Annotated in this window: 26 protein-coding genes and 1 rRNA gene; 17 read left to right on the top strand and 10 right to left on the bottom strand. The window is 71.7% G+C overall.

Going from position 1 to position 25,141, the window contains the following annotated elements:
* A complete protein-coding gene (locus ACH442_RS43180) occupies nt 1-3,168 on the bottom strand; it encodes a BTAD domain-containing putative transcriptional regulator (RefSeq protein WP_396343970.1) in 3,168 nt (1,055 codons plus the stop codon).
* Between the two features lie 88 nt (nt 3,169-3,256).
* Entirely contained in the window at nt 3,257-4,264 is a 1,008-nt protein-coding gene (locus tag ACH442_RS43175; RefSeq protein WP_396343969.1) for an LLM class flavin-dependent oxidoreductase, read from the bottom strand.
* Nucleotides 4,265-4,347: 83 nt separating this feature from the next.
* Here ACH442_RS43175 and ACH442_RS43170 point away from each other — a divergent pair, with 83 nt between their 5' ends.
* The gene (locus ACH442_RS43170; protein ID WP_396343968.1) at nt 4,348-5,208 is read left to right on the top strand and encodes a L,D-transpeptidase; all 861 of its coding nucleotides are present in this window, start codon (nt 4,348-4,350) and stop codon (nt 5,206-5,208) included.
* Between the two features lie 3 nt (nt 5,209-5,211).
* Here ACH442_RS43170 and ACH442_RS43165 read toward each other — a convergent pair whose 3' ends face one another.
* Nucleotides 5,212-5,619 (bottom strand): helix-turn-helix domain-containing protein, encoded by a 408-nt coding sequence (locus ACH442_RS43165; protein WP_396343967.1) that lies wholly within the window; start codon nt 5,617-5,619, stop codon nt 5,212-5,214.
* A gap of 182 nt (nt 5,620-5,801) precedes the next feature.
* Here ACH442_RS43165 and rho point away from each other — a divergent pair, with 182 nt between their 5' ends.
* From rho to ACH442_RS43150, 3 genes are all read left to right on the top strand, one after another.
* Complete coding sequence (gene rho / locus ACH442_RS43160) at nt 5,802-6,968, top strand: transcription termination factor Rho (RefSeq protein ID WP_396343966.1); 1,167 nt, start codon at nt 5,802-5,804, stop codon at nt 6,966-6,968.
* Nucleotides 6,969-7,065: 97 nt separating this feature from the next.
* On the top strand, nt 7,066-7,848 hold the full coding sequence (locus ACH442_RS43155) for an SAM-dependent methyltransferase (RefSeq protein WP_396343964.1): 783 nt from the start codon (nt 7,066-7,068) through the stop codon (nt 7,846-7,848).
* 47 nt (nt 7,849-7,895) lie between these two features.
* Nucleotides 7,896-8,771 carry a helix-turn-helix domain-containing protein gene (locus ACH442_RS43150; RefSeq protein ID WP_396343963.1) on the top strand — a complete coding sequence of 292 codons (876 nt, stop codon included), beginning with the start codon at nt 7,896-7,898 and terminating at the stop codon, nt 8,769-8,771.
* An 11-nt stretch (nt 8,772-8,782) separates the two neighbouring features.
* Here ACH442_RS43150 and ACH442_RS43145 read toward each other — a convergent pair whose 3' ends face one another.
* The gene (locus ACH442_RS43145) at nt 8,783-9,658 is read right to left on the bottom strand and encodes a universal stress protein (protein ID WP_396343962.1); all 876 of its coding nucleotides are present in this window, start codon (nt 9,656-9,658) and stop codon (nt 8,783-8,785) included.
* Between the two features lie 86 nt (nt 9,659-9,744).
* Nucleotides 9,745-10,050 carry a hypothetical protein gene (locus ACH442_RS43140; RefSeq protein ID WP_396343961.1) on the bottom strand — a complete coding sequence of 102 codons (306 nt, stop codon included), beginning with the start codon at nt 10,048-10,050 and terminating at the stop codon, nt 9,745-9,747.
* A 288-nt stretch (nt 10,051-10,338) separates the two neighbouring features.
* On the opposite strand from ACH442_RS43140, the gene glnII reads away from it, so the two are divergent.
* The 3 genes from glnII (at nt 10,339) to ACH442_RS43125 (ending at nt 12,209) form a co-directional block, all read left to right on the top strand.
* Nucleotides 10,339-11,346 carry a glutamine synthetase gene (glnII, locus tag ACH442_RS43135; protein ID WP_396343960.1) on the top strand — a complete coding sequence of 336 codons (1,008 nt, stop codon included), beginning with the start codon at nt 10,339-10,341 and terminating at the stop codon, nt 11,344-11,346.
* 154 nt (nt 11,347-11,500) lie between these two features.
* Entirely contained in the window at nt 11,501-11,830 is a 330-nt protein-coding gene (locus tag ACH442_RS43130) for an STAS domain-containing protein (RefSeq protein ID WP_396343959.1), read from the top strand.
* The gene (locus tag ACH442_RS43125; protein ID WP_396343958.1) at nt 11,823-12,209 is read left to right on the top strand and encodes an ATP-binding protein; all 387 of its coding nucleotides are present in this window, start codon (nt 11,823-11,825) and stop codon (nt 12,207-12,209) included. Before ACH442_RS43130 ends, ACH442_RS43125 begins: the two co-directional genes overlap by 8 nt.
* Nucleotides 12,210-12,458: 249 nt before the next feature.
* On the opposite strand, the gene ACH442_RS43120 is transcribed toward ACH442_RS43125, so the two are convergent.
* Nucleotides 12,459-13,934 carry a PP2C family protein-serine/threonine phosphatase gene (locus tag ACH442_RS43120; RefSeq protein WP_396343957.1) on the bottom strand — a complete coding sequence of 492 codons (1,476 nt, stop codon included), beginning with the start codon at nt 13,932-13,934 and terminating at the stop codon, nt 12,459-12,461.
* A 110-nt stretch (nt 13,935-14,044) separates the two neighbouring features.
* On the opposite strand from ACH442_RS43120, the gene ACH442_RS43115 reads away from it, so the two are divergent.
* Nucleotides 14,045-15,691 carry a methyl-accepting chemotaxis protein gene (locus ACH442_RS43115; protein ID WP_396343956.1) on the top strand — a complete coding sequence of 549 codons (1,647 nt, stop codon included), beginning with the start codon at nt 14,045-14,047 and terminating at the stop codon, nt 15,689-15,691.
* Nucleotides 15,692-15,695: 4 nt separating this feature from the next.
* Here the strand turns inward: ACH442_RS43115 and ACH442_RS43110 are convergent, their stop codons facing one another.
* On the bottom strand, nt 15,696-16,151 hold the full coding sequence (locus ACH442_RS43110; RefSeq protein ID WP_396343955.1) for a PleD family two-component system response regulator: 456 nt from the start codon (nt 16,149-16,151) through the stop codon (nt 15,696-15,698).
* Between the two features lie 139 nt (nt 16,152-16,290).
* On the opposite strand from ACH442_RS43110, the gene ACH442_RS43105 reads away from it, so the two are divergent.
* The 8 genes from ACH442_RS43105 to ACH442_RS43070 all read left to right on the top strand — a co-directional run bounded on the left by ACH442_RS43105 (nt 16,291) and on the right by ACH442_RS43070 (nt 23,236).
* Nucleotides 16,291-17,211 carry a siderophore-interacting protein gene (locus ACH442_RS43105; RefSeq protein WP_396343954.1) on the top strand — a complete coding sequence of 307 codons (921 nt, stop codon included), beginning with the start codon at nt 16,291-16,293 and terminating at the stop codon, nt 17,209-17,211.
* Between the two features lie 305 nt (nt 17,212-17,516).
* On the top strand, nt 17,517-18,191 hold the full coding sequence (locus ACH442_RS43100; protein WP_396343953.1) for a uridine kinase: 675 nt from the start codon (nt 17,517-17,519) through the stop codon (nt 18,189-18,191).
* A 239-nt stretch (nt 18,192-18,430) separates the two neighbouring features.
* Entirely contained in the window at nt 18,431-18,958 is a 528-nt protein-coding gene (locus ACH442_RS43095) for a hypothetical protein (protein WP_396343952.1), read from the top strand.
* Nucleotides 18,959-19,020: 62 nt separating this feature from the next.
* Nucleotides 19,021-19,941 carry an STM4015 family protein gene (locus ACH442_RS43090; RefSeq protein WP_396343951.1) on the top strand — a complete coding sequence of 307 codons (921 nt, stop codon included), beginning with the start codon at nt 19,021-19,023 and terminating at the stop codon, nt 19,939-19,941.
* Between the two features lies 1 nt (nt 19,942).
* Complete coding sequence (locus ACH442_RS43085) at nt 19,943-20,737, top strand: STM4013/SEN3800 family hydrolase (protein WP_396343950.1); 795 nt, start codon at nt 19,943-19,945, stop codon at nt 20,735-20,737.
* Nucleotides 20,734-22,029, top strand: a complete 1,296-nt coding sequence (locus tag ACH442_RS43080; protein WP_396343949.1) for an STM4012 family radical SAM protein — start codon at nt 20,734-20,736, stop codon at nt 22,027-22,029. The genes ACH442_RS43085 and ACH442_RS43080 overlap by 4 nt, the downstream gene beginning before the upstream one ends.
* Nucleotides 22,026-22,934 carry an STM4011 family radical SAM protein gene (locus tag ACH442_RS43075; RefSeq protein ID WP_396343948.1) on the top strand — a complete coding sequence of 303 codons (909 nt, stop codon included), beginning with the start codon at nt 22,026-22,028 and terminating at the stop codon, nt 22,932-22,934. The genes ACH442_RS43080 and ACH442_RS43075 overlap by 4 nt, the downstream gene beginning before the upstream one ends.
* Nucleotides 22,935-22,996: 62 nt before the next feature.
* The gene (locus ACH442_RS43070) at nt 22,997-23,236 is read left to right on the top strand and encodes a hypothetical protein (protein WP_396343947.1); all 240 of its coding nucleotides are present in this window, start codon (nt 22,997-22,999) and stop codon (nt 23,234-23,236) included.
* A 363-nt stretch (nt 23,237-23,599) separates the two neighbouring features.
* Here the strand turns inward: ACH442_RS43070 and ACH442_RS43065 are convergent, their stop codons facing one another.
* Complete coding sequence (locus tag ACH442_RS43065) at nt 23,600-23,776, bottom strand: hypothetical protein (RefSeq protein WP_396343946.1); 177 nt, start codon at nt 23,774-23,776, stop codon at nt 23,600-23,602.
* A gap of 9 nt (nt 23,777-23,785) precedes the next feature.
* The gene (locus ACH442_RS43060) at nt 23,786-24,343 is read right to left on the bottom strand and encodes a nucleotidyltransferase domain-containing protein (RefSeq protein ID WP_396343945.1); all 558 of its coding nucleotides are present in this window, start codon (nt 24,341-24,343) and stop codon (nt 23,786-23,788) included.
* A gap of 215 nt (nt 24,344-24,558) precedes the next feature.
* On the opposite strand from ACH442_RS43060, the gene ACH442_RS43055 reads away from it, so the two are divergent.
* A complete protein-coding gene (locus ACH442_RS43055) occupies nt 24,559-24,996 on the top strand; it encodes a CBS domain-containing protein (RefSeq protein ID WP_396343944.1) in 438 nt (145 codons plus the stop codon).
* A 57-nt stretch (nt 24,997-25,053) separates the two neighbouring features.
* On the opposite strand, the gene rrf is transcribed toward ACH442_RS43055, so the two are convergent.
* A 5S ribosomal RNA gene (gene rrf / locus ACH442_RS43050) occupies nt 25,054-25,141 on the bottom strand; the annotation flags it as partial.

The following is a 25,141-nucleotide window of genomic DNA, read 5'->3' as shown; positions in this document are numbered from 1 at the left end:
TTAGCAAAACCTGACCGGGACGGTGAACAGGGCTTCGACCCGGGGCAGGCCGATGCGGCAGCCCAGGCGGCGGAACAGGTCACGGGCGGCGCGAGCATGCCGGTCGAGGGCCTCCCGGTCATGATCGGCAGCGGCCAGTTCCGCGGCGAACAGCCGCACCCACGCCTCCATCCGGGGGTAGCCCTGCGGCTCCAGCGCCTGGACGGCCCGCTCGGCGAGCAGGCGCGCGGCGCGGGGGCGGCCCGCGTGCACCTCCACGACCGCGAGGTCGAGCAGGGCGCCGCCGACCCCCGGTCCGTCGTCGACGGCCCGGCTGCGGTCGAGCGCGATCCGGGCATACCGGCGGCCTTCGGCGAGGTCGCCGGCCGCGGCCGCCAGCAGGCCCAGATTCGCCAGGCCGAGGTTCTCGCCGCGCCGGTCGCCCAGGCGTTCGCGCAGGCGCATCGCGTCGCGCAGGTGCCCGTCGGCCGCGTCGAACCGGCCGGTGTCGCGTTCCACGCAGCCGCGATGGTGCAGGGCGTGGGCCAGCCCGGCGTCGTCGCCGATGGCGGCGAAGGCGTCGGCCGCCCGGCCGGTGGTGTCCAGCGCGGCCGGCAGGTCGCCGGCGAGCCGGTGCACGTAGCCGCGTGCCGACCGGGTGTAGGCACCCGCTTGCAACGCGCCGACGCGGCGGCCCAACAGCCAGGACTCCTCGAACACCGGGACCAGCCGGCCCGCGGCCGGGACCAGCGGCATGCAGAACGTCATGACCGGCAGGAACGGGGGTGTGGCCGGGTCCACGCGTTCCAGCTGGCGCAGGCACCGGGCGAACCGGGTCCCGGCCGTGCCCGTGTCCTCCCGGAACAGCGCGGCCTGCGCGGCCAGCCAGTGCGCGGTGGCCCGGACCGGCGGCGGCACGGCCGCGGCCAGGATCTCCTCGGCCACGCGCTCACCCTCACCGGCCCCGCCGACACCGACCAGCAGGATGCCGCGCATCAGCCGCGCCGGCGCGACGTCCCGCGGCGGACCGGCGCGTTCGGCGCACTCGACGGCGGCCCGGGCCCGGGCCGGCAACTGGTCGCTGACCCCGCGGCGCGCCTCCAGGACGGCCAGCGCGAACAGGGCGCGTACCCGCTCCGGCGACGGGTCCGGCGCGGCCGCAAGCACCCGCTCCAGCCACCCGGCGCCCTCGACGAAGTGGCCACGGGCCAGCCAGTACCGCCACAGGCTCACGGCCAGCGACAGCGCCTGCGCCGGGTCGTGACGGGCCGCCCACTCCAGCGCGGCGCGCAGATTGTCGTGGTCGGCGTCGAGCAACTGCGGGCGTTCCCGCACGATGCCCGGCCCGCGGTCCAAGTCGTGAGCGGCGGCCAACTCCCGGAAGTGCCGGCAGTGCCCGGCCTCGAACGCGGCGGTCTCCCCCGCGGCGGTCAGGCGTTCCCGGGCGAGCTGGCGGATGGTCTCCAGGAGGCGGTACCGCGAGCGGTCGCCGGCGCGCTCGATGTGCACCAGCGACTTGTCCACCAGCCGGCCGAGGCAGTCCAGCACGTCCGCGCGGGCGAGCCGCCGATCCGCGCCGACCGATTCGGCCGAGGCCAGCGAGAAGCCGCCGGCGAACACGGCCAGCCTGCGGAACAGGACCTGCTCGTCGGCGCGGAGCAGGGCATGACTCCACTCCAGAGTCGCCCGCAGGGTGGCGTGGCGGGTGACTCGGCCGGCCCCGCCCAGCAGGGCGAGCGCCTCGTGCAGCCGCTCGGCCACCTCGACCGGCTCGAGGTGCGACATCCGGGCGGCGGCCAGCTCCAGCGCCAGCGGGATGCCGTCGAGGCGGCGGCAGATCTCCGCGACGGCCGTCGCGTTGGCGGCGTCGACCACGAAACCGGGACGTACGCCGCGGGAGCGCTCCAGGAACAGGCGCACCGACGGCAGCCGCTCCAGGTACGCCGGATCGACCGGCCCGTCCCGTCCGGGAACCTCCAGCGACGGCACCCGGAAGGTGATCTCGCCCGGTGTGTGCAGCGGCTGTCGGCTCGTGGCCAGCAGGGTCACGCCCGGGCAGGACCGGCGGAGTGCCGCGGCCAGGGCGGCGCACCCGGTGAGCAGATGCTCGCAGTTGTCCAGAATCAGCAGCAGGGTGGCCGGCCGGAGCCGGGCGACCAGGGTCCGCAGCGGATCCGAGCCGGCCGCCGGGTCGAAGCCGACCGCGGCGGCCACCCGGTCGGGCACCCGGCCCGGGTCGGTGAGGCGGGTCAGGTCGGCGAACCAGACACCGTCCGGGTACGTGCCGAGCAGCTGCCGGGCCGTCTCCACCGCCAGCCGGGTCTTGCCGGCGCCACCGACACCGGTGAGCGTGAGCAGCCCGCCCTCGGCCAGCTGGCGGCGCACGTCGGCGATCTCCCGGTCCCGCCCGACGAAGCTGGTCAGCGGCGGCGCGAGGTTGTTCCGGGGTCCGCGCGCCGGCACCTGGTCGCCGGCCAGCGTCTCCCGGTACAGCTGCCGGGTCGCCGGGTCGGGGCCGCTGCCGTACTCGGCGCCCAGGTCGTCGCGCAGCCGCTCGTACCGGCTCAGCGCCTCGGCCCGCCGCCCGGCCGTGACCAGGCAGCGCATCAGACCGCGGACCGCCCCCTCGTGCAGCGGGTCGATGGCCAGCGCCCGCCGCAGCGCCTCGACCGCCTCCCCGTCGCCACCGGCCGCGGCCGCCCCGGCGGCCAGATCGACCAGCAGATCACAGAGCAACGCGCGCAGCTCCTCACGCCGCGCCGCGGCCCAGTCCTCGAACCGGTCCTCCGGCAGGAGATCCCCCGCGTACGCCGCCACGGCGTCCCGCATCCCGGCCAGATCCCCACCGGCCCGCGCCGTCCGCGCCAGCCGCTCGAACCGCCCGACGTCCACGTCCACCACGGCGTCCGCCTGCAGCAGCACGACGTCCTCGCGCAGCGTCAGCAGCCCCGGCGCAGCGCCGAGTACACGCCGCGCCACGTGCAGCGCCTGGTACAGGTTGTTGGTCGCGGACGCCACCGGCCGGCCCGGCCACAGCGTCTCCAGCAGCACGTCCCGGTGCATCCGCTGGCCGGGTGCCAGGGCCAGCAGTTTGACCAGCGTGCGGGCTTTGCGCAGACGCCACTGTCCGGCCTGGACGGGTGTGCCGTCCCGGTCCACGCCGAACTCGCCGAGCAGCCGGATCTGCACGCGGAACCTCCGCGCGCCAGCGTATCGGCGCACGGCCCGGCCGCCGTCACGGATCGGACAGTCGGGCGGCATTCCCTCCGGAACGTCGTCAGGACGTGACGGCGGGTTTCCAGCCGAGGGCAGGTCCCAGGTGGGTGGCCATGTCGGTGAGGATCTGGACGTAGTCCTCGTGGTCGAAGGTGAACGGCAGCGCGAACGCCACCTCGTCGATCTCCCGGAACGCCACGTGCTCCGACAGACGCGCAGCGATCTCCTCGGACGTGCCGACGATGTCCGGGGCGAACATCATCCGGGCCGGACCCTGCGGAGTCAGCGTGCGCGGGGTGCGCTGCTCGGCGTACGCCGCATATTTCGCCCGCTGTTCCGGGGACGCCGAGTCGGTCGGGATCACGACGAGACCCTGGGAGACGCGGGCACGGTCGCCGAGCGGGTGCGCGGCCCGGAACGCCCGGATGTGGGAGAGCTGGATCTCGGCGAAGTCCTCCGACTCCTCGGCTTTCACGACACTGCTGGTCAGGAAGTTCATCCCGTGCTCCCCGGCCCACTGGGCGGAACGCAGGGAACCGCCGCCGTACCAGAGGCGCGAGGCGAGACCGGGCGAGTGCGGCTGGACCCGGTCGGAGAACTGCTCGAAGCCGATCGCGCCGGCGAAGTCGGTGACGGGCTCACCGCGTACGCAAGCCAGGAGACGCTCGACCCGGGCGTAGCTGAAGTCCTCCGCATCGCCGGTGCCGGGATAGATCGCGTCTTTGACGCGGTCGTAGTTCATCGGCGGGCCGACGCTGAGGCCGGGGTTGAGCCGCCCGCCGCTGAGCAGGTCGACGGTGGCGAGGTCCTCGGCCAGGCGCAGCGGGTTCTCCCAGCCGAGCGGGATGACCGCGGTGCCGAGCTCGATGCGGCTGGTCCGCTGGGAGGCGGCGGCGAGCACGGCGACCGGCGAGGAGATGCCGAACTGCAGGTGCCGGTGGCGCAGCCAGGCGCTGTCGAAGCCGAGCCGTTCACCCAGCTCGATGATCTCGAGGGTGGACTCGTGCCCGCGGCGCGGATCCGCCTCGTCGAACAGGCCGATGGTGAGAAATCCCAGCTTGCGCAGCATGCCAGCACCCTATCCCGGAGATGTGAACCACTCTCTGTTTACAAGATCCTTCATCTTTTCGCGAGGGTGGTTAGTCTGGGCCGATGTCACGCCCCCGGACCCGTGTCTACCTGACGGCCGCGGCCTCCGTGGCGGTGCTCGCCGTCAGCGGCGTCACGCTCGTCCACGACTTCGACGCCGGTCCCGCCGCTGCCGAGTGGATCGCCCCGGTCGCGTCGTCGGCCGCCGCGCCGTCACCCAGCGCCGCGGCGACCACCCCACCCGCGGCGAAACCGCCCGCCGGCCTGCCCGTGATCAAGTACGCGTCCGGCCCCAGCGGCCTGCCCGCCGACCCACAGCCCACATCGACCGTCGCGGCCGCTCAGGGCCTGCACCCGACGACGAGGGTGGCACTCTACGACGCGCCGGGCGGGAAGCCGCGCGCGTTCCTGCCGTCGACGATCAGCGGCCTGCGCACGATCGTGCCGATCGTCGAGGAGCGCGACGGCTGGGTCGCCGTGCTGGTGCCGTCGGTGAATCGGCGGATCGGCTGGGTGCCGCCGGGCGGGTACACGACCGAGGCGCTGCGCGATCAGTTGATCGCCGAGCTGTCGAAGCACACGCTGATCTGGCTGCGGGACGGCCAGGAGCAGCAGCGCTGGACGGTCGCGATCGGCTCGAAGGCGACTCCGACGCCGACCGGCCGGACCTATGTGATGGGCACGACCCGGATGCACGGCGACATCTATCTGAACCTGGACGCGCTGGTGCTCGGCTCGATCCCGGAGGAGCCGGAGAAGATGTCGGAGGCGTTCCAGCTCGCGCACACCGGCATCCACGCCTGGTACAAGAGCAGCGTTTTCGGGCAGAGCGTGTCGAACGGGTGCCTGCGGATGCCCGGCCCCGCCCAGGAGAAGCTGGTCGCCGAGGTGGGAGCCGGGACGCCGCTGACCGTCCTGGCGTAGAGGTCAGGCCGTCACGGTGAGGTGGGCGAGGCGGCGCGCGCAGGTCAGGCGCGTGCGAGGACGACCCGCGGCCGACCGCAGCCGCAGCACCGAGCAGGTCGCGCCCGGTGTCCGCGACGGAACCGGCGCGCTGATCCGCGCGACGGGAACCGGGCGACGCGCGGCGACGATCGGCGCGGCCTCCCGCAGCATCTCCTCGCGGACCAGGTCGAGCAGGTCGGGCATGGGCAGCTTGAGCGCCCGGCAGATCGCGGCGAGAACCTCCGACGAGGCTTCCTTCGTCCCGCGCTCCACCTCTGACAGGTAGGGCAACGACACGCCGGCCGCCCCGGCGACCTCTTTCAACGTCCGCCCCTGGCGCTGGCGCACCCGGCGCAGCACCGACCCGATGACCCGGCGCAACAGTGGCATGCCGTCCCCTCCCCGCGAGCTGTGACGTCCATCCTGCCCTACTGGGCCGAATCCGCGAACAGTGCTACGGTGGCCTCATCCCGGATGCCGGTGGCATTCCCCGCCCGGGCCGTTCCACCTCCTCATCGACACGCCTCCCGTGCGCTGTCATCACTGTCTGCCTCCTTCCAGGAGAGTTCTCCATGACTGCTGTTCACATTCACGACAAAAACCCCGATTTGCGTACGTCGAAACCGCCGCAACCCGAAGAAACGGTCGCCGTCGACGCGATTCTGGACGTCGTCGACGACCGCGCCTGGCTGCGCGCCGACGGTTACTTGCCGGGCCGCGACGACCTGGCGCTCACGATGAGCGAGGTGCGCCGCCTGGCTCTGCGTCGCGGCGACCGCGTGACCGGTCTCGCCCGTGTCCCCCGCTCCGGCAGACCCGTGCATCTGGAGGTCACCGCGGTCAACGGCCGTGCCCCCGGCCCGCGCCCCGACTTCTACGCCGCCACTGCCCTCTACCCCCAGGAGCGCCTGCGCCTGGAGACCGACCGTGAGGTGCTGACCACCCGCGTGCTGGACCTGGCCATGCCGATCGGGAAGGGCCAGCGCGCCCTGATCGTCGCCCCACCGAAGGCTGGCAAGACGACGGTTTTGCACCGGATCGCCGACGCGATCACCCGCAACCACCCCGAGTGTCACCTGATGGCGGTGCTGGTCGACGAGCGTCCCGAGGAGGTCACCGACTGGCAGCGCACCACGAAGGCGGAGATCTGCGCGGCCACGTTCGACCGTCCGCCGCACGAGCACACCGCGGTCGCCGAGCTGGCCGTCGAGCGGGCGAAACGCCTGGCCGAGCTGGGCGAGGACGTGGTGGTGCTGCTCGACTCGATCACGCGCCTGGGCCGCGCGTACAACTTGACCGCCCCGGCCGGCAAGGGCCGCACGCTCTCCGGCGGGCTGGACAGCACCGCCCTGCAACCGCCGAAGCGGCTGCTCGGCGCGGCCCGGAACCTCGAGCACGGCGGCTCGCTGACGATCATCGCGACCGCCCTGGTGGAGAACGGGTCGGCGCTCGACACCCTGATCTTCGAGGAGTACAAGAGCACTGGCAACGCCGAGCTCAAGCTGGACCGTTCGCTGGCCGAGTCGCGAGTCTTCCCGGCGATCGACCTGAGCACCAGCGGCACCCGGCACGACGAGCTGCTGCTGGGCCCGGCCGAACTGGCCGTGCTCGGTCAGGTGCGCCGCGCCCTGGGTGGCCAGGACCGGCGCGAGGGCATGCAGCAACTGCTGACCCAGTTGCGGACCACCGGTTCCAACCTGGAATTCCTTCGCCGCGTGGCCCAGTCCCTCGGCACCTGACCACTTGCCGCCCGTCGATGGGTATGCTGGCGCCGAACCGAACGCCTGCGGATCCACATAGGACATCGGGTCCGCCCTGCCCCGAGGACGTGCGCGCGTGACCGAGGACGCCACCCCCAAGCTCGACACCAGCGTTCCGCAGACCGCCCGGATCTGGAACTATCTGCTCGGCGGCAAGGACAACTTCGAGGTGGACCGCGCGGTCGGTGACCAGATCGTCGCCTCCCTGCCGCACTTCGCGACCCACGCCCGGCTCTCCCGGCAGTACCTGGTCCGTGCCGTGCGCTACCTGGCCGGTGAGGCCAAGGTGACCCAGTTCCTGGACATCGGCACCGGGCTGCCCACCGCGGACAACACGCACGAGGTGGCTCAGGCGACGAACCCGTACGCGAAAATCGTCTATGTCGACAACGACCCGCTGGTGCTCGCCCACGCCCGTGCGCTGCTGACCAGCACCCCGGAGGGCAAGACGGCCTACATCGACGCCGACCTGCGCGACCCGGAGCGGATCCTGCAGCAGGCCGCCGAGACGCTCGACCTGGACCAGCCGGTCGCGCTGATGCTGATGGGCATTCTCGGTCACATCGAGTCCGACGACGAGGCCAAGAAGATCATCGACTCGATCCTGTCCCGGCTCCCGTCCGGCAGCTACTTCGCGATGTACGACGGCAGCGACACCGACCCGGAGGTCCGCGAGGCCACCCGGATCTGGAACATCTCGGCGAACCCGAAGTACCACCTGCGTACCCCGGCCCGGATCGAGTCGCTCTTCGACGGCCTGGAGCTGGTCGAGCCCGGCGTGGTGTCGGTGACCCAGTGGCGCCCGGAGTCGGACGCGCCCGAGATCAGCCAGTTCTGCGCGGTGGGTCGCAAGCCCTGATCGCATCTCCTTAGTCGACTGTCTAGGCTGCCACCGAGGAGGTTTCCTTGGCGGAGGAACACGACACAGGTGGCTCGACCGTTCGCCGGCTCCAGGTCGGCGCGCACCTTCGTGCGCTGCGCCGGGCGAAGGGACTCTCCCGCGAGCAGGCGGGGTATGAGATCCGGGCCTCCGAGTCCAAGATCAGCCGGATGGAGCTGGGCCGGGTCGGCTTCAAGGAACGTGACATCGTCGACCTGCTCAAGCTCTACGGCGTCACCGACCGGGCCGAGGTCGACCGGATGCGCACGCTCACCCGGGAGGCGAACGCGCCGAGCTGGTGGCACTCCTACGGCGACGTGCTGAGCAGCTGGTTCCAGAATTATCTGGACCTGGAGCAGGCCGCGGAACTGATCCGGACGTACGAGGTCCAGTTCGTTCCCGGCCTGCTGCAGACCGACGCGTACGCCCGCGCGGTCATCCGCCTCGGCAACGGCGACGCCGCGCAGGTCGACCGGCGGGCCAGCCTGCGGATGGAACGGCAGAAAGTCCTGCAGGGTCCGGACGCGCCCCGGCTCTGGGCGGTGCTCGACGAGGCGGCGCTGCGCCGGCCGATCGGCGGGCGGGAAGTGCTGCGCGAGCAGATCCACGCGCTGATCCGCGCGTGCGAGTCGCCCAACATCAGGCTGCAGGTCGTCCCGTTCGAGTCCGGCGGGCACGCGGCGGCCGGCGGCGCGTTCAGCATCCTGCGGTTCCCGCACGAGGAACTGCCCGACGTGGTCTACCTCGAGCACCTGACCAGCGCGCTCTACCTGGAGAAGCGCGAGGAGGTCGACCAGTACGCGGCGGCGATCGGCCGGCTGTTCATCGAGGCGCAGCCGCCGGCCGAGACCCCGAAGTTCCTGGAACGCATCCTCGAGGACCTCGACGCCGGCCGCATCTGACCCCGGCCGGGTCAGAAGCGGATCGCGGTACGGGTGCGGGTGACCAGGGCGACCGTGCAGCGCGCCCGGTGCAACAGGTGACGGCCGACCGAGGGCCGCAGGACCGCCCGCAGAGCGCGGCGCGACCGGGCGCCCGCCACCACGAGCTGCGACCCGGCGGCGGCCTGGGCCAGCACCTCGCCCGGGGAGCCGACCACCACCTCGGCGCTGACCGCCACCCCGGGGAACCGGCGCCGCCAGCACCCGACCATCGCCTCGAGCCGGCCGCGCTCCTCGGCGACCGCGCGCAGGTTCGCGTCGCAGAGCATGTCCCGCCCGTCCGGCGGCGACCAGCCGTGCACCGCCCGGACCGCGACGCCCCGGACCGCGGCCTGCTCGAACGCGAAACCCAGCACCAGCCCGGCCGACTCCGACTCGTCCACCCCGGCCACCACCGGGTCGGTGACCCGCGGCTCGCCCCGGACGACCACGACCGGGCAGCGCGCGTGCGCGCTGACCGAACCGCTGGTCGAGCCGAGCCAGGCCCGCACCCCGGTCGGGCGGCGGCCGCCGAGCACCACCAGGGCGGCGTCGGCGGCCCGCTGGATCAGCGCGACCGCGGCGGTGGAGTGCTCGACCCGCGCCGACACGCGCACGCCGGGGTGGGTGCACGTCGCGGTGTCCACGGCCCGGCCGAGCATGTCGGCGACGGCCAGGTCGGTGTCGAGGTCGGGGTAGACCGCGGCGGCCGGCATCATCGCGGCGGCCGGGACGTAACTGGGCCACTCGTACGCGTAGACCAGCTCGACCGGCATGCCGCTGCGCTCCGCCTCATCGAGCGCCCAGCGCGCCGCCTTGCGTGCTTCGAGCGAGCCGTCGTATCCGACGACGATCTTCTGGGTGTGCACGGCGCTGCCTCCTCTGCCCGGCTTCCCCCGATCGTCATTGGTGGGGCCGCCCCGGGCAAGGGTGTGGGGCCCGTCACATTATGGGCCTATCGCTTCGATGTGGACAGCACCTTCAGCACTTCCTCCGCCACACCGGCCGACGACGCCGGGTTCTGCCCGGTCCCCAAGCGTCCGTCCGCGACCACGTCGGGCTGCCGGCCGGGTGCGCCGGAGTGCTCACCGCCCCGCTTCTCCAGCGTGCTCTGCAGCAGGAACGGCACCACCTCGGTCAGCCCGGCCGCGGCCTCCTCGCCGTCGGTGAACCCGGCGACCCGCTTGCCGGCGGCCGGCGGCGTACCGCCGGAGCGGGTCAGCCCGATCAGCGCGGCCGGCCCATGGCAGACGGCGGCCACCACACCACCCTGCTTCTAGAAGAGGAGTTCGTGCCGGCCGCCGGCCCGCCGATCGACACGCTGTATCTCGCCACGCGCGCGGCCGGCACACGCCCCGCACATCGCCGCGGCACGGGCGGCTCTGCTCCTCAGTGGCAAACAATGGTGACCTATTGGTTACCAGGATCACTCGTCCGCTGTTCGGGATCGGAAACATGGATTTGATCTTCGGCCGTTAGCCTCCTCGCGCCGCGCCAGGGACGTCCGGCATCGCCATCCGGCGCCGTCATCGTGTTTGAGGAGATCTGAATGGCTGTCAAGGCCGAGTACCTGTGGGTCGACGGAACCCAGCCGACCGCGAAGCTCCGGTCGAAGACCAAGATCCTGGCCGCCGGCGAGCAGCCGCCGATCTGGGGTTTCGACGGGTCCAGCACCAACCAGGCGCCCGGTGACAAGTCGGACTGCGTGCTGCGGCCGGTCTTCACCTGTCCGGACCCGATCCGCGGCGGCGACAGCATCCTCGTGCTGTGCGAGGTCGAGCTGATCGACGGTACCCCGCACCCCACCAACACCCGTGCCCCGCTGCGCGCGGTCGCCGAGAAGTACGCCGACCAGGAGGCGATCTTCGGCATCGAGCAGGAGTACACGTTCTTCAAGGACGGCCGCCCGCTCGGCTTCCCGGTCGGTGGCGGATACCCGGCCCCGCAGGGCGGCTACTACTGCGGCGTCGGCTCGGACGAGGTCTTCGGCCGTGAGATCGTCGAGGCCCACATGGACGCGTGCCTCGAGGCCGGTCTGCACCTGTCCGGCATCAACGCCGAGGTCATGCCCGGTCAGTGGGAGTTCCAGATCGGCCCGGTCGCCGCACCGCAGGTGGCCGACGAGCTGTGGGTGGCCCGCTGGCTGCTCTACCGCATCGCCGAGGACTACGGCGTGTCCGCCACCCTCGACCCGAAGCCGGTCAAGGGCGACTGGAACGGCGCCGGCGCGCACACCAACTTCTCCACCAAGGCGATGCGCGAGAGCTACGACGCGATCATCACGGCCGCCGAGTCGCTGGGCAAGAAGCGCCAGGAGCACGTCGACGGTTACGGCGCCGGCATCGACCAGCGTCTCACCGGGCTGCACGAGACCGCCCCGTGGACCGAGTACAGCTACGGCGTGTCGGACCGCGGCGCGTCGGTGCGCATCCCGTGGCAGGTCGAGAAGGACGGCAAGGGTTACATCGAGGACCGCCGCCCGAACGCGAACGTCGACCCCTACGTCGTCACCCGCCTGCTGATCAGCACCTGCTGTGAGGCTCTGGCCCAGGCCTGAGTCCTGTAGGAAACTGTGCGCGGGCACCGGCCGGTCCGGTGCCCGCGCGTATTCCTTTGCGGTCCGGGATCACTCCGGTAGGCGCGTTTCGCGCTGTCCGGTGTCATGATGGGCCGGGCGGACTTCCCCGCGGCAGGGAAAGGTACGGCGGTCGATGGCGAGCTTCGAGGCGAGGACAGCCGCTGAGCCCGGCCGTGTCACCGTGTTCCTGAGCGGTGACTGTGACCTCACCGTCCGCGACCGGTTGACCGCAGCCCTGCTCGACGCGGTGAGCCGCTCCACCGCCGTGTTCGTCGACGTCGCCGCGGTCGGCTTCCTCGACTCCACCGGCGTGCACGCTCTGGTCACCGCCCACCACGCAGCCCGCGGCCGAGGCGGCCGGCTGTACGTGCGCAACGCCACCGGCCCGGTCGCCGCCGTCCTCGACCTGACCGGGCTGGCCACGTTGCTGCAGGCCCCGTCGGAAGAGCGCCGCCATGCCTGAGCAGCCGACCGACACCGACGGGATGTCGTACACCGAGCCCGACGACCTGCGCACCGTCCGCAGCTTCGTCAGCGAACGCGCTCTGGCGCTCGGGTTGTCGGCCTCCCGGGTGGACCTGCTCACCCTCGCCGTCAGCGAACTGACGACGAACACGCTGCAGCACACCGGTGGCGGCGGGCACATCCGGGTGTGGGCCGAGGACGGCCGACTCGTCTGCGACGTGGTCGACGGCGGGGGGCTGCGACCGTTCGGGCGGGCGATGCCGTCGGCGGAAGCGATCCGGGGGCGAGGGCTGGCCATCGTGGAGCGGGTGTGCGACGCGGTCTACACGAGCACGGTGCCCGGCGGCACCCTCGTCCGCATCTGCCTCGACCTCTGACCACCCGCCGCGCCCGGCCATCCGCGCCGCAGGTGGCCCCTCGCCGGCGCAGCACACCGCCGACACCCGTCGGATGCGGTCGTCTCGCCAGGAAGGTCGGCGCGGAGCGGGTTTGCGGGGTGAGCGCAACCCCCCACGGAGGCCGCCCTGGAGGGCTTTGCGTTCTGGCCGGCCACGGCCTGCGAAGCCCGCAAGGCCCCCCGCGGGAGCGACGATCGGCGACCACGGCGGAGACCGGAAAAATGATCTTCAGCTTTTGACGTGGACCGCGAGGGTGCAGGTGTCGTCGTCCGGGCTGGGCGCGTGCAACAGCCGGTGGATGGCCGGCAGCGGGTCCGGCCCGGGCGCGGCGGAGATCGCGCTGAGGTGGTCGCGGACCTCGGCGGCCCGGCGGGAGACGTCGCCGCGGCGTTCGACCAGGCCGTCGGTGTAGAAGAGGACCAGGTCGCCGCGGTGCAGGCGGGCCTGGGCGACGGGGAAGTCGGCTTCGGGTTCGGCGCCGAGGAGCAGGCCGGGGGGCCGGTCGAGGTCGATGCTGCGGCCGGAGCGGCCGAGCATCGGAGCCATGTGGCCGGCGCGGGCCCAGGGCAGTTGACGGGTTTCGGGGTCGTAGACGCCGACGACCGCGGTCGCCGTGATGCCGAGCTGGGCGCAGAGGCGGTTGAGGTGCTGGAGGAGCAGGCCGGGGTCGCGGATGCCGGCGGAGAGCCAGGCGACCAGGGCGAACCGGAGGTGGGCCATGCCGTTGGCGGCTTCCATGCCGTGGCCGGCGACGTCGCCGACGGCGAGGACGACGCGGCCGTCGGGGAGGGTCTGCGCGTGATACCAGTCGCCGCCGACCTGCAGGGCGCTCTCGGCCGGCAGGTAACTGACCATCGCCTGCAGCCCGTCCAACTCGAACGACCCGGCCGGGACGGGCTGGATCATCTGCTGGAGCTGACGGGCGAGACGGTGCTCGGCGAGTGCGGTGAGTTCGCCGAGCCGGACCTGGTCGCTGAGCCGTTCGATCTCGGACCGGGTGGCGATCCGGGCGGTCACGTCCTGCACCACGGCGTAGATCTTCACCGGCCGCCCGGTCGCGTCGCGGGACAGGTCGGAGAGGATCCGCAGATGTTTGACCTGGCCGTCGATCAGGAACCGGACGGTCACGTCGGAGGTGGCGCCGACGTCGAGGGTCTGCCAGGCGGCCTCGGTGATGCCCCGGTCCTCGGGCAGGATGCCGGCGGCCTGGTCGGCGCGGGACAGCGGGCCGGCGGCGGGGTCGCGCGCGAAGATCCGATACATTCCCGGTGACCACTCGGACTGGCCGCTGACCAGCTCGTATTCCGCCCAGCCGAGGCTGCCGAGAAGCTCGGTGCGGTCCATCCGGCGGCGGTGCTCGTCGACCCGGGTCCACCAGACGAGCAGGCCGCCGAGCACACGGTGGACGCTGATCTCGAAGTGCGAGCCGTCGTAGCGGAACTCGTCGGTCCGGCCGGGCCGGCCGGTGGTCATCACCTCGACGTAGAGCCGCCAGAGCGGCCCGTCCACCAGGGACGGATAGAGCTCGCGGAGGCTGCTGTCGACGCGTTGCGCGCCCCGGCCGTAGATGTCCCGGATCTGGTCGCTGGTCGCGGCGACCCGGAAGTCGGCGATCCGCCCGTCGTCACCGGTGATCGGAACCAGCCAGGAGCACCCGGCGGGCACGGCGGCGAGCAGCTCGCGGACCACCTCCTCGTCGGCCATCTCCGCAGCCTACCGGCCCGGCGGGACCATCTCCCAGCACGACTTGGGCGATACCGCCGAAAAGACGTGAGACGGCTTCTAGAGTGGGTCCTGCCACCAGGGAGGACAAGATGCAGCCGGAGACCACGGCCTCACGCGGCGCGCTGGAGCGGGTGCTCGGCGACCGTAGTCTGCTGGTCAAGAGCACGATCACCGCGGCCTGCGTCGCCGTGGTCGCCCTGCTGGTGACGGTGGTGTCGCTCACCCGGATGGCGCAGCTCAGCGACGACCTGGGAGTCATGAAGCGCCATCACGTGGACAGCATGGAGCAGGTCGCGAACATGCGTGAGGGCCTGACGAACATGTTCCGCGGCATGCTGCTCGTCTCCTCCGCGCAGGGGGACAAGACCAATCAGCTCTACCAGCTGGGACTGAACGGTGCGGCCGACGCCGACAAGGAGGTCGACGAGTCGGTGGCGGCCTATCGCGCGATCGCCACCGAGTCCGGCGCACAGGACCGGCTGGCCCGGCTGGACTCGTTCGCCACCGCGATGGCCGGCTACCGGGCGCTGCGCGACGTGATCATCTTCGGCAAGGCGCCACCCGCCGGCTTCCAGATGCCGGCCACCGACAAGATCCTGCCGGCCTTCACCGACGCCGAGACGGGCATCAACACCTCGATGAGCGAGCTGCAGAAGGCCGAGGAGTCGGACGCGGACGCGATGACCGCGGAGGGTAACCGGGCATACCAGCATTCCCGCTGGATCACCCTGTCCGGCCTGGTGATCGGTTTCGTGGTGGCCGCGTTCGTCGGGTTCGGCGTGACCCGGCTGATCCGGCGGCAGCTGGAGACCGTCTCGTCGGCGCTGCGCGCGGTCGCCGACGGCGATCTGACCGTGCCCGCCGAGGTCCGTTCCCGCGACGAGCTGGGCCAGATGGCGCAGGCGGTGAACCGCGCCCGCGAGGGTCTGCAGACCACGGTCCGGCAGCTCACCCACGACGCCGGCACGCTCGGCGCGGTCACCGAACGGCTCAGCGGCATCACCACTCGCCTCGACACCCAGTCGCGGGAGGCCGCCGAGCAGGCCGGGATGGTGGCCGGCACGGCGGGCGACGTGTCCGCGAGCGTGCAGTCGGTCGCGGCGGGCAGCGACGAGATGGGCGCGTCGATCCGGGAGATCTCGGAGAACGCGAGCAGCGCCGCGCAGGTCGCGGCGCGCGCGGTCGGGGTCGCGCAGGCCACCAACGACACGGTCGCCAAGCTGGGCGCCTCGTCGGCGGAGATCGGCGACGTCGTCAAGACGATCACCTCGATCGCCGAGCAGACGAACCTGCTGGCCCTCAACGCGACGATCGAGGCGGCCCGCGCGGGCGAGGCCGGCAAGGGCTTCGCCGTGGTCGCGACCGAGGTCAAGGACCTGGCACAGGAGACCGCGAAGGCCACCGAGGACATCTCCCAGCGGGTGCAGGCGATCCAGGCCGACACCGAGAACGCGGTCACCGCGATCCAGGAGATCTCCCGGATCATCTCGGAGATCAACGACTACCAGGTGACGATCGCGTCGGCGGTCGAGGAGCAGACCGCCACCACCAACGAGATGAGTCGCAGCATCGGCGAGGCGGCCAGTGGCAGCACGAACATCGCCGGCAACATCAACGCCGTGGCCAGCGCCGCGCATGCCACCACGTCCGCGCTCGGGGAAGCCGACGCCTCGATGTCCGAGCTGACCCAGATCGCCGGTGAGCTGCGGGACGTGGTGGCGCGCTTCCGCGTCTAGCCGGTCAGTGGCCGAGCAGCAGTTGCACGCGGCGCAGCAGTTCGGCCGGGTCGAGCGGCTTGATCAGGTAGTCCTCGGCCCCGACCACCCGCGCCAGGTCCATGTCGGCCGGTTCGCCCCGCCCGCTGATGAAGATCACCGGGATGTTCGCGGTCTCCGGCGACGAGTGCAGTTCGTAGCAGAAGCCGAGCCCGTCCAGCCCCGGCATGCACACGTCGAGCAGCACCAGCGACGGCCGTTCCCCCACCGCGAGCGCCATCGCCGTGCGCCCGTCGGAGGCGGTCAGCGTCCGGTACCCGGCCGCCCGCAGTCTGGTGCCGACCAGGTCCCGGATGTCCTCGTCGTCGTCGGCGATCAGCACGGTCGGCGGCTCCAGCGCGGCCGACCAGTCGTCCATCGGCCAGCTCAGGCCCGCTCCGGCGTCGCTGAACGTCAGGGCGGTGGTCGAGGACTGGGGCATCTCCGGCTCCTTCTGCGGTGGGACCCGTGTGATCGTCCGGTCCTCGTGGGTCTGCAGGAATCTTCCCGGTGCAAGCGGGTTGCCACGCCCCCGGCGGCTTAGGTTAGGGTTACCTAAACCCGAGCCGCTGGGAGGCGCTGTGACCGCGACCGTTGTTCCGTCGACCGAGACGGTCCCGTTCCGCTTCTTCCCGGTCGAGGTGGCCCGGATCACCCGGCTCAGCCCGAGCTTCGTGCGCGTCACGTTCACCGGCGACGACCTCGACAAGTTCGCCGACAACGGCTTCGACCAGCGGATCAAGCTGCTCCTGCCGCTCGCCGAATCGGGCCTGGACCACCTGCCGACCGGTGACAACTGGTACAGCGAGTGGCGCGCCCTCCCCGCCGACCGGCAGAACCCGATCCGGACGTACACGGTGCGCAACGTCCGCGCCCACCTGCGCGAGGTCGACGTCGACATGGTGCTGCACGGCGTCTCCGGCCCCGCCTCCCGCTGGGCCGTCGCCGCGCGCCCCGGCTCGATCGCCTGCCTGCTCGGGCCGAACGCGGAGTTCACCGGCAACTCCGGCGGCGTCGACTTCCACCCGCCGGTCGGCACCAACCGCGTCCTGCTCGTCGGCGACGAGACCGCCACCCCCGCGATCGCCTCGATCCTGTCCCGCCTGCCCGCCGACATGTGCGGCGAGGCTCTGCTCGAGGTTCCGGAGAGCGGCGACGAGCTGCTGATCGACGCGCCCGCGGGCATCCGGGTGACGTTCATCCCGCGCGACGGCGCCGACCACGGCGTCAAGCTCACCCCGGCCGTCCAGGCCGCCGCCGCCCACCTGCTCGGCGACGCGGCCGGCGTCACCACCGCCGACCTCGAGGATGTCGACGTCGACGAGGAGCTGCTCTGGGAGGTGCCGGACGGCACCGAGGCCACCGACGGCTTCTACGCCTGGCTCGCCGGCGAGGCCGCCGTGATCAAGACGCTGCGCCGCCACCTGGTCGGCACCTGCGGCGTCGACCGGCGCGCGGTCGCCTTCATGGGCTACTGGCGCCTCGGCAAGGCCGAGTGCTGACCGTTTCCGTCACCGGCGGCCCGGCCTCCGGCGGAACATCAAGATCAAATTCAAGGGCTTCCTTGCCCCTCTCCGCTGTGGTCCGGATCGTCGCTCCCGCGGGGACCCTTCCGGGCCGAGCAGGGCGCGGGGCGCCCAGAACGCTCAGCCCTCCAGGGCGACGTCCGTGGGTGGGCACGGTCAGAGCAGAAGACCCAACGACGGGTTCTAGCTGTTCCCCACCCTCGGATAGCCGGGTCAGACCACAAACCCGACCCGTGGACGGTGAGGGCAGAACGCAAACCGCCCGCTGGCATCCTGGTCGGGTGCTGCCGACCGCCCGCGCCGTGATCCTCCACCGCCTCGCCGACGCCGTCCCCACTCCGGTCGCCGCTGCCGGCGGCCCGGGCCGGCCAAACTTCGTCCGGGTCGGCGTGGACGGCCCGGACGGCTCGGGAAAGACGATCCTCGCCGACGAACTGGCCACGATCCTGCGCGAACGCGGCCGTGAGGTGATCCGGGTCTCGATCGACGACTTCCACCATGTGCGGGCGGTCCGCCACCGCCGGGGCCGTGACTCCCCCGAGGGTTTCTGGCTCGACTCCTACGACTATGCCCGCTTCCGCGCCGACGTGCTGGACCCGTTCGCCCCGGGCGGATCCGGCCACTACCGCCCGGTCGCCCACGACGTGACCACCGATGAGCTGCTCGAGCCGGAGCCACGGCAGGCCCCGCCCGGCGCCACCCTGATCGTCGACGGCATCTTCCTGCACCGCGACGAGCTCGTGAACAGCTGGGACTTCTCCCTGTTCCTGGACGTGCCGTTCGCCGAGACCGCCCGCCGCATGGCCATCCGCGACGGCACTCCCGCGGACCCGGCCGCCCCTCGAATGCGCCGCTACGTCGAGGGCCAGCGCCTGTACTTCGCCGCCTGCTCCCCCGCCCACCGAGCCACCCACGTCCTCGACAACACCGACCCGTCCACCCCCGTCCTCCGCTGACACGAGCAGTCAGCACCGCCGGGCGCGCGAGGTCCGCGGACTCAGGAACCATCCCCGGGTTTTGCGGTCCGACCGTGCCCACCCGCGGACGTCGCCCTGCAGGGTTGAGCGTTCTGGGCGCCCCGCGCCCTGCTCGGCCCGGAAGGGTCCCCGCGGGAGCGGCGGAGAAGGACCACAGCGGAGAGGGGACCTGAGGCTTTTGATCTAAATCGGGCTTGCCCGCAGCCGATGGTCGAGCCATGACCGTCGCCCGCTACGCCGCCCGGACCACCGCGTTCGCGGCCGTCTACCTGCTCGTCTCCTGGGTGGCCGACGTCTACCTGATCCTCCCGCCGGTGGTGGCCGCGATCTGGATGCTGGCCCAGGGCTACTGGGGTCTGCGGCGATTCGACGTGATCGCGCTGGTCACAGTCACTGTGGCGGCGGCGGTCGCGGACGGCGGGTCGATGCTCGGCGGGTTCGCCCTGGCCGTCGTGATCACCGCCCCGGCGCTGCTGTTCGCGGTGCTCGTGGAGCGGTGGGCGCCCGGATGGTGGCAGGGACACGGCAATCGTTTCCGGTCACAGCGGGTTCGTCTGGGCCGAGTCGCCGGGGCCGCGGCCGTCTCCGGGATCGTGTTTCTGGTGTTGTTCGCCGTCGCTTCCGGGGTCCCGGCGCTCGGCCTTCTGGGCACGCCCGTCGTCTACGCCGTCACGGTGCTGCTCGGCGCGCTCGCCGGGCGGGCGTTGAAGCGGCCGGGCCGGGCCGGGCTCACGCTGGTCCGCTGATTTTTGTCGGCGGCTCCTGCTACGGTCGCGCCGCTGGTTCGAACTCCAGACAGGGGCAGCCGATGACCTTCCATCAACACGACGAGACCTTCGCCGGTCTGCCGGTGACCGAGTTCCCGGCCGAGTCGGTGGCCGGCCCGGTCGCCTGGCGCGTGTCGTATGACGAGGAGGACACCTCCGAGGAGGCGGTCTCACCCGGTTTCCGGGCGAAGTTCGAGACGTTCCTGAGTGCTCACGGCGCGACGACGGAGTCTCTGGTCATCGGCCCGTGGGGTTATGCCGCGTTCGACCACGCGCCGTTGACCCAGCTGCAGGAGGCGGCGCCGCGCCTGCCCGGGCTGCGCTCACTGTTCCTCGGCGACATCACGTTCGACGAGTGCGAGATCTCCTGGATGAAGGTGGGCGACGTCAGCCCGCTGATCACCTCGTTTCCGCTGCTGGAGACGTTGCAGGTGCGCGGTGGGGAGCAGTTCGGCTTCGCGCCGGTCGCCAGTGACAGCCTGCGCCGGCTGGTGGTGCAGAGCGGCGGCCTGCCCCGGTCGTTCACCGCGGCGGTCCTCGGCTCGACGTTTCCGCAGCTGACCGAGTTGGAGTTGTGGCTCGGCACCCCGGATTACGGTGGCGACACGACCGTCGCCGACCTGAGCCCGCTGCTCGGCGGCACACTCTTCCCGGGCCTGCGGCGGCTCGGCCTGCGCAACGCGGAGATCGCCGACGAGCTCGCCGCCGCGATCGCGCACGCCCCGATCGTCGCCCGGCTGGAGTCGCTCGACCTGTCGATGGGCGTGCTCAGCGACCGCGGCGCGCACGCGCTGCTGGCCGGTCAGCCCCTCACCCACCTGCGCGAGCTGCACCTGGCCCACCACTACCTGTCCGAGGAGACGGCCGCCGCGGTGGTCGCCGCGCTGCCCGGGACCCGGGTGGATGTCAGCGAGCCGCAGGGCGCCGACGAGGACGATCGCTACGTCGCGGTCGCGGAGTGACATGCGTTCGCTGATCGGCACCCACGACATCGTCATGGTCACGCTCGACACGCTGCGGTTCGACGTGGCCGCCGAGCTGGCCGCGGCCGGGCGCACGCCGCACCTGGCCGCAGTCCTGCCCGGCGGCGTCTGGGAGCGGCGGCACTCGCCGGCCAGTTTCACCTATGCGGCCCATCACGCGTTCTTCGCCGGTTTCCTGCCCACACCCGACGGGCCCGGCGCGCACGACCGGCTGTTCGCCGCGGCGTTCCCGGGCAGCGAGACCTCCGGGCCGCGGACGTGGGTGTTCGACGCGCCGGATCTGCCGTCCGCGCTGGCCAAGGAGGGTTATCACACGCTCTGCCTGGGTGGTGTCGGCTTCTTCAACCGGCGGACGGCGCTGGGCGAGGTGCTGCCCGGCCTGTTCACCGAGGCGCACTGGGAGCCGTCGTTCGGGGTGACCGCGCCGGATTGTCTCGGCGCCCAGCTCGACCGGTTGGCGACGTCGCTGGCCGCCGTCCCGGCCGGTCAGCCGGTGTTCACGTTCCTCAACGTGGCCGCGATGCACCAGCCGAACCGGCACTACCTGTCCGCCGCCGAGGACGACCGGGCAAGCCACGCGGCCGCCCTCGAATACGTCGACGGGCTGATGCCACGCCTGTTCGAGCTGATCACCGGCCGTGGGCGGCCGGTCTTCGTGATCATGTGCGCGGATCACGGCACGGCCTACGGGGAGGACGGTCACACCGGTCACCGCATCGGTCACGAGGTGGTGTGGACGGTGCCCTACGCCGAGTTCACCCTGGTCGCGTCATGATCGACGGCTCGCCCTACCAGGGCTATCTGTATGCGTATCCGCACAAGACGTCGTACCGTCCGCTCGACCCGCGCCCGGCCCTCGCCGACGTCTGGCGCGACGAGCCGAGGGACGCGCTCTTCCTCTACGTGCACATCCCGTTCTGCGAGATGCGCTGCGGCTTCTGCAACCTGTTCACCCGCGCGAACGCACCCGCCGAGCAGGTCACGGCCTATCTGCGGCAGCTCCGCGAGCAGGCTTCCCGGGTCGCTCAGCCGGATGCCCGTTTCGCCCAGGCGGCCTTCGGCGGTGGCACACCCACCTATCTGGAGGCCGCTGAGCTGGAGGAACTCTTCGACATCGGCACCACGGTGATGGGCGCCCGCATGCCCGGCATCCCGCTGTCGGTCGAGACGTCGCCGGCCACCGCGACACCCGACCGGCTGGAGGTGCTCCGGGCCTACGGGACGACCCGGGTCAGCATCGGCGTGCAGAGTTTCCTCGACACCGAGGCGCACGCCGCCGGCCGCCCGCAGCGCCGCGCCGACGTCGAACGGGCGCTCGGCGCGATCCGGGACGCGCGCGTGCCGGTGCTCAACCTCGACCTGATCTACGGCATCGACGGCCAGACCGCCGAGTCCTGGCAGCTCAGCCTCGACGCGGCGCTCGCCTGGCAGCCTGAGGAGATCTTTCTCTACCCGCTCTACGTGCGCCCGCTCACCGGCCTGGGCCGCCGCGCGGTCAGCCGCGACGACTGGGACACGCAGCGGCTCGCGCTCTACCGCCAGGGCCGGGAGACGCTGCTCGCCGCCGGCTACCGGCAGGAGTCGATGCGACAGTTCAAGCTTTCCCACGTACGGGACGAGGCCCCCGACTACTCGTGTCAGGACGACGGCATGATCGGGCTGGGGTGCGGCGCCCGGTCGTACACCCGCGACCTGCACTACTCGTTCGACTATGCCGTCGGAGTCAGCGAAGTCCGGGCGGTGCTCGACGACTACCTCTCACGACCCTCGACCGATTTCGCGTACGCCGAGGTCGGGTTCCGCCTGGACGACGTCGAGCAACGCCAGCGCTGGCTGATCAAGTCGCTGCTGCGGGCGGACGGGCTCGACCCGTCGGCGTACCGGAAGCGCTTCGGCACCGACGCCGCGTCCGACTTCCCGCAGCTCTCGGCCCTGATCGAGCACGGTCTCGCCGAGCCCGGCGGCCTGCGCCTCACCCCGGCCGGGCTGGAACGATCCGACGCGATCGGCCCGTGGCTGACGTCCGAGCCGGTCCGCGCGGCAATGGCCGGATACCGCGCACGATGAACCTCTCCGTCCTCTATCGCGGGCCGCTCGCCAGTTGCAACTACGACTGTCCGTACTGCCCTTTCGCCAAGCGCCACGATCCACCCGACCTGCTCCGGGAGGACCGTGCCGCGCTGGAACGCTTCACCACCTGGGCCGCCGACACCACCGACGTGAACCTGTCGATCCTGTTCACCCCGTGGGGCGAGGGCCTGACCCGCGGCTGGTACCGGGACGCCGTCGTGACCCTGTCCCACCTGCCGCACGTCGACCGCGTCGCGATCCAGACGAACCTGGCCGCCCGCGTCGACTGGCTCGCCGAGGCGGACCTCACGTCGGCGGCGCTCTGGGCCACGTATCACCCCGGCCAGGTCACCCGGGAACGTTTCCTGGCCCGCTGCGACACCCTGCTGCGAACGGGCGTGCGCTTCTCGGTCGGCGTCGTCGGCTTCCCCGAGCACCTGGCCGAGGCCCGCGCCCTGCGCGACGCCCTTCCCCCGTCCGTGTACCTCTGGGTCAACGCCGCCGAGGGAAAGCGTTACACCCCATCGGAGGAATCGGAATGGACGACGCTCGACCCGCTCTTCGGCTACAGCGTGCGCCCGCACGTCTCGCTCGACCGCCCGTGCCATGCCGGCGAGACCGCGATCTCGGTCGACGGCGACGGCACCGTCCGTCGATGCCACTTCATCAAAGAAAAGATCGGCAGCCTGTACGACGGTTCGTGGCGAGCAGCACTGCAACCCCGGCCCTGCGTGAACAGCATCTGTGACTGTCACATCGGCTACGTCCACCTGAAGCCGCTCGGTCTTCGTGACGTCTTCGCCGGCGGAGTCCTCGAACGCATCCCCGCGGTGTGGCCCCTCCCCGACGAGGCCCTTTCTAAGCGTGTCGGGTTTGTCGGTTTGGGGACAACCCTGACGTAACTCTCCGACTATGTTCGGTCACAGAAAGAATGGAGCCATCCCCTGATCGGAGAGGCCGAGCGATGACCACGAACGCGCCCGACAAGGTTCGCACCACCGACCTGGAGTCGCCCTCCCGGCTGCGGCAGGCCGTGACCACGGTCCGTACGTCCCGCCCAGCCCAAGCGGTCTCCACCCACCGCAAACCGGTCGGCGTCGGGCTCCTGGCCCTGACCGGTGCCGCCACCGCCGTCCTGTTACTGCTCCGCAAACGCAACACCAAGCCGGCCCCCAGCCGCTTCGCCCGCCTCCGCCGCCGCTGACCCCACCCCCAACCGAACCGACGCCGCCGCCCCCTCCAGGCGGCGGCGTCCCTTCCGCCCAGCGGAGCCGTCCTGCCCAGCGGCGTCCTTTCCACACGGCGGCGCGCCTCCAAGCGACAGAGCCCCCCAACTGGCAGCGCCCCTTCCACGCGGCAGCACCCCAGCTGGCAGCGCCTCCCGCAGAGCGGCGCCCCTTCCACGCGGCAGCGCCTCGTCCACGCGGCAGCGCCAACTCGAAGCGGCAGCGCCCCAACTGGCAGCGTCCCTCCCGCACAGCGGCGCCCCTTCCACGCGGCAGCGCCTCGTCCACGCGGCGGCGCCAACTCCAAGCGGCAGCGCCCCTTTCGCGCGTCGGCACCGCCGTCACCGTCGCTGTCTGCCCAGCGCGGCTTCGAGTCGAACGAGGTCGTCAGCGTCCTTGGGCCGGCGAGACAGAGCCGGATTCCAGACCGGCATCATCCGCTTGATCTCGATCTGAGCCTCCGGCGCGACAATCGGGCACTCGACGCCGTTCACAGAGCCGACCTGACCGTCCAGCATGGCCGCCGGCTACGGCGCACCCGCCCACGGCCCAGCCGGAACCACCGGTCGCCCCGTCTCGTCACGCCCCACTAGCGTCAGACTCTGCTCGACATCCCCCTTGATCAGATCCATCTGCCGATCGTGGGGCGGCTCGGGCAACAGCCTCCACCCACGAGCGACCAGTGCAGCGACCAGTAGTGGCCCGTCTTCACTCCAGCAGAACCAGTCCACGTCGACGTGTGACCGGGTCACCTCCCCGAGGAAGAAGTCCATCCCCCAGCCTCCACGCAACCACACTCCGGCACGGAGCCGTTCCGCCAGCGCAACCACTTCCCTGATCGCGTCAAGCTGCCGCCCAGCCACCCCGTCCACCTGAAGTCCCCCCGCCCCGTCCACCACCCACGCGACGCTACCCCGCGGCCCAGCCCGACCGGCCGAGCCGGCCCTCGACGTGGTGATCCGGTGCCCGTCACGACGCTCAGGCCCAGCCCGACCGGCCGAGCCGGCCCTCGACGTGGTGATCCGGTGCCCGTCATGACGCTCAGGCCCAGCCCGACCGGCCGCGCCGCGGCTGAACGTCGTCATCCGGCCTCAGTGGCCACACTGACGCCCCGCCAACCCGGCGGACCCGGCCCGTCCGGCCGAACGACCTTCATCGCCGACTGGGTGTCCCCCGCAGCGACCAGACGTCCCTGATTTGGCGTTCATCGAAGGAGCTTGACTTTTGCGGGTGGTTTTCGGCATAGAAGGTGCAGAGGGATAGCGGAGAGACGGGGGCCGGACGGTACACAGGAGGGGCGATGCGGATCAGGGACATTCTTCGGGTCAAGGGTGAGAGCGTGGTGACGGTTCCGCCGGACACACCGGTGGAGGGGCTGGTCGCGGAGTTGGCCCGGCACCGGATCGGCGCCGCGGTGGTGTCCCGGGACGGGACCGCGGTGGACGGGATCGTCAGTGAACGGGACGTGGTCCGGGCGCTGGCCGAGCGTGGGCCGGCTGTGCTCGCTGAGCCGGTGAGCACCATCCAGACGACGCAGGTGCGGACGGTCACGCCGGACGCGCAACTGGAAGACGTGGAACGACTCATGACCGAGCGGCGGTTCCGTCACGTACCGGTCGTCGTCGATGGTCGCCTCGTCGGCGTCGTCAGTATCGGCGACGTCGTGAAGAACCGGATCGACGAGCTGGAGACCGAACGCACCACCCTCGCCGATTACATCACCGGCGAACGAACTTAAAAGCATAAAAAGAAAAGGCCCACCCCGTTCCCGGGGTGGGCCTTTTCTGTAAGTTGAGTCCGGCGGCGTCCTACTCTCCCACACCCTCCCGAGTGCAGTACCATCGGCGCTGGAGGGCTTAGCTACCGGGTTCGGAATGTAACCG

It is taken from the genome of Actinoplanes sp. NPDC020271 (genome assembly GCF_044388125.1).
GTDB lineage: Bacteria > Actinomycetota > Actinomycetes > Mycobacteriales > Micromonosporaceae > Actinoplanes.
The sequence above is the reverse complement of the archived record's forward strand: the minus strand, read 5'-3'. Positions and strand labels throughout refer to the sequence as shown.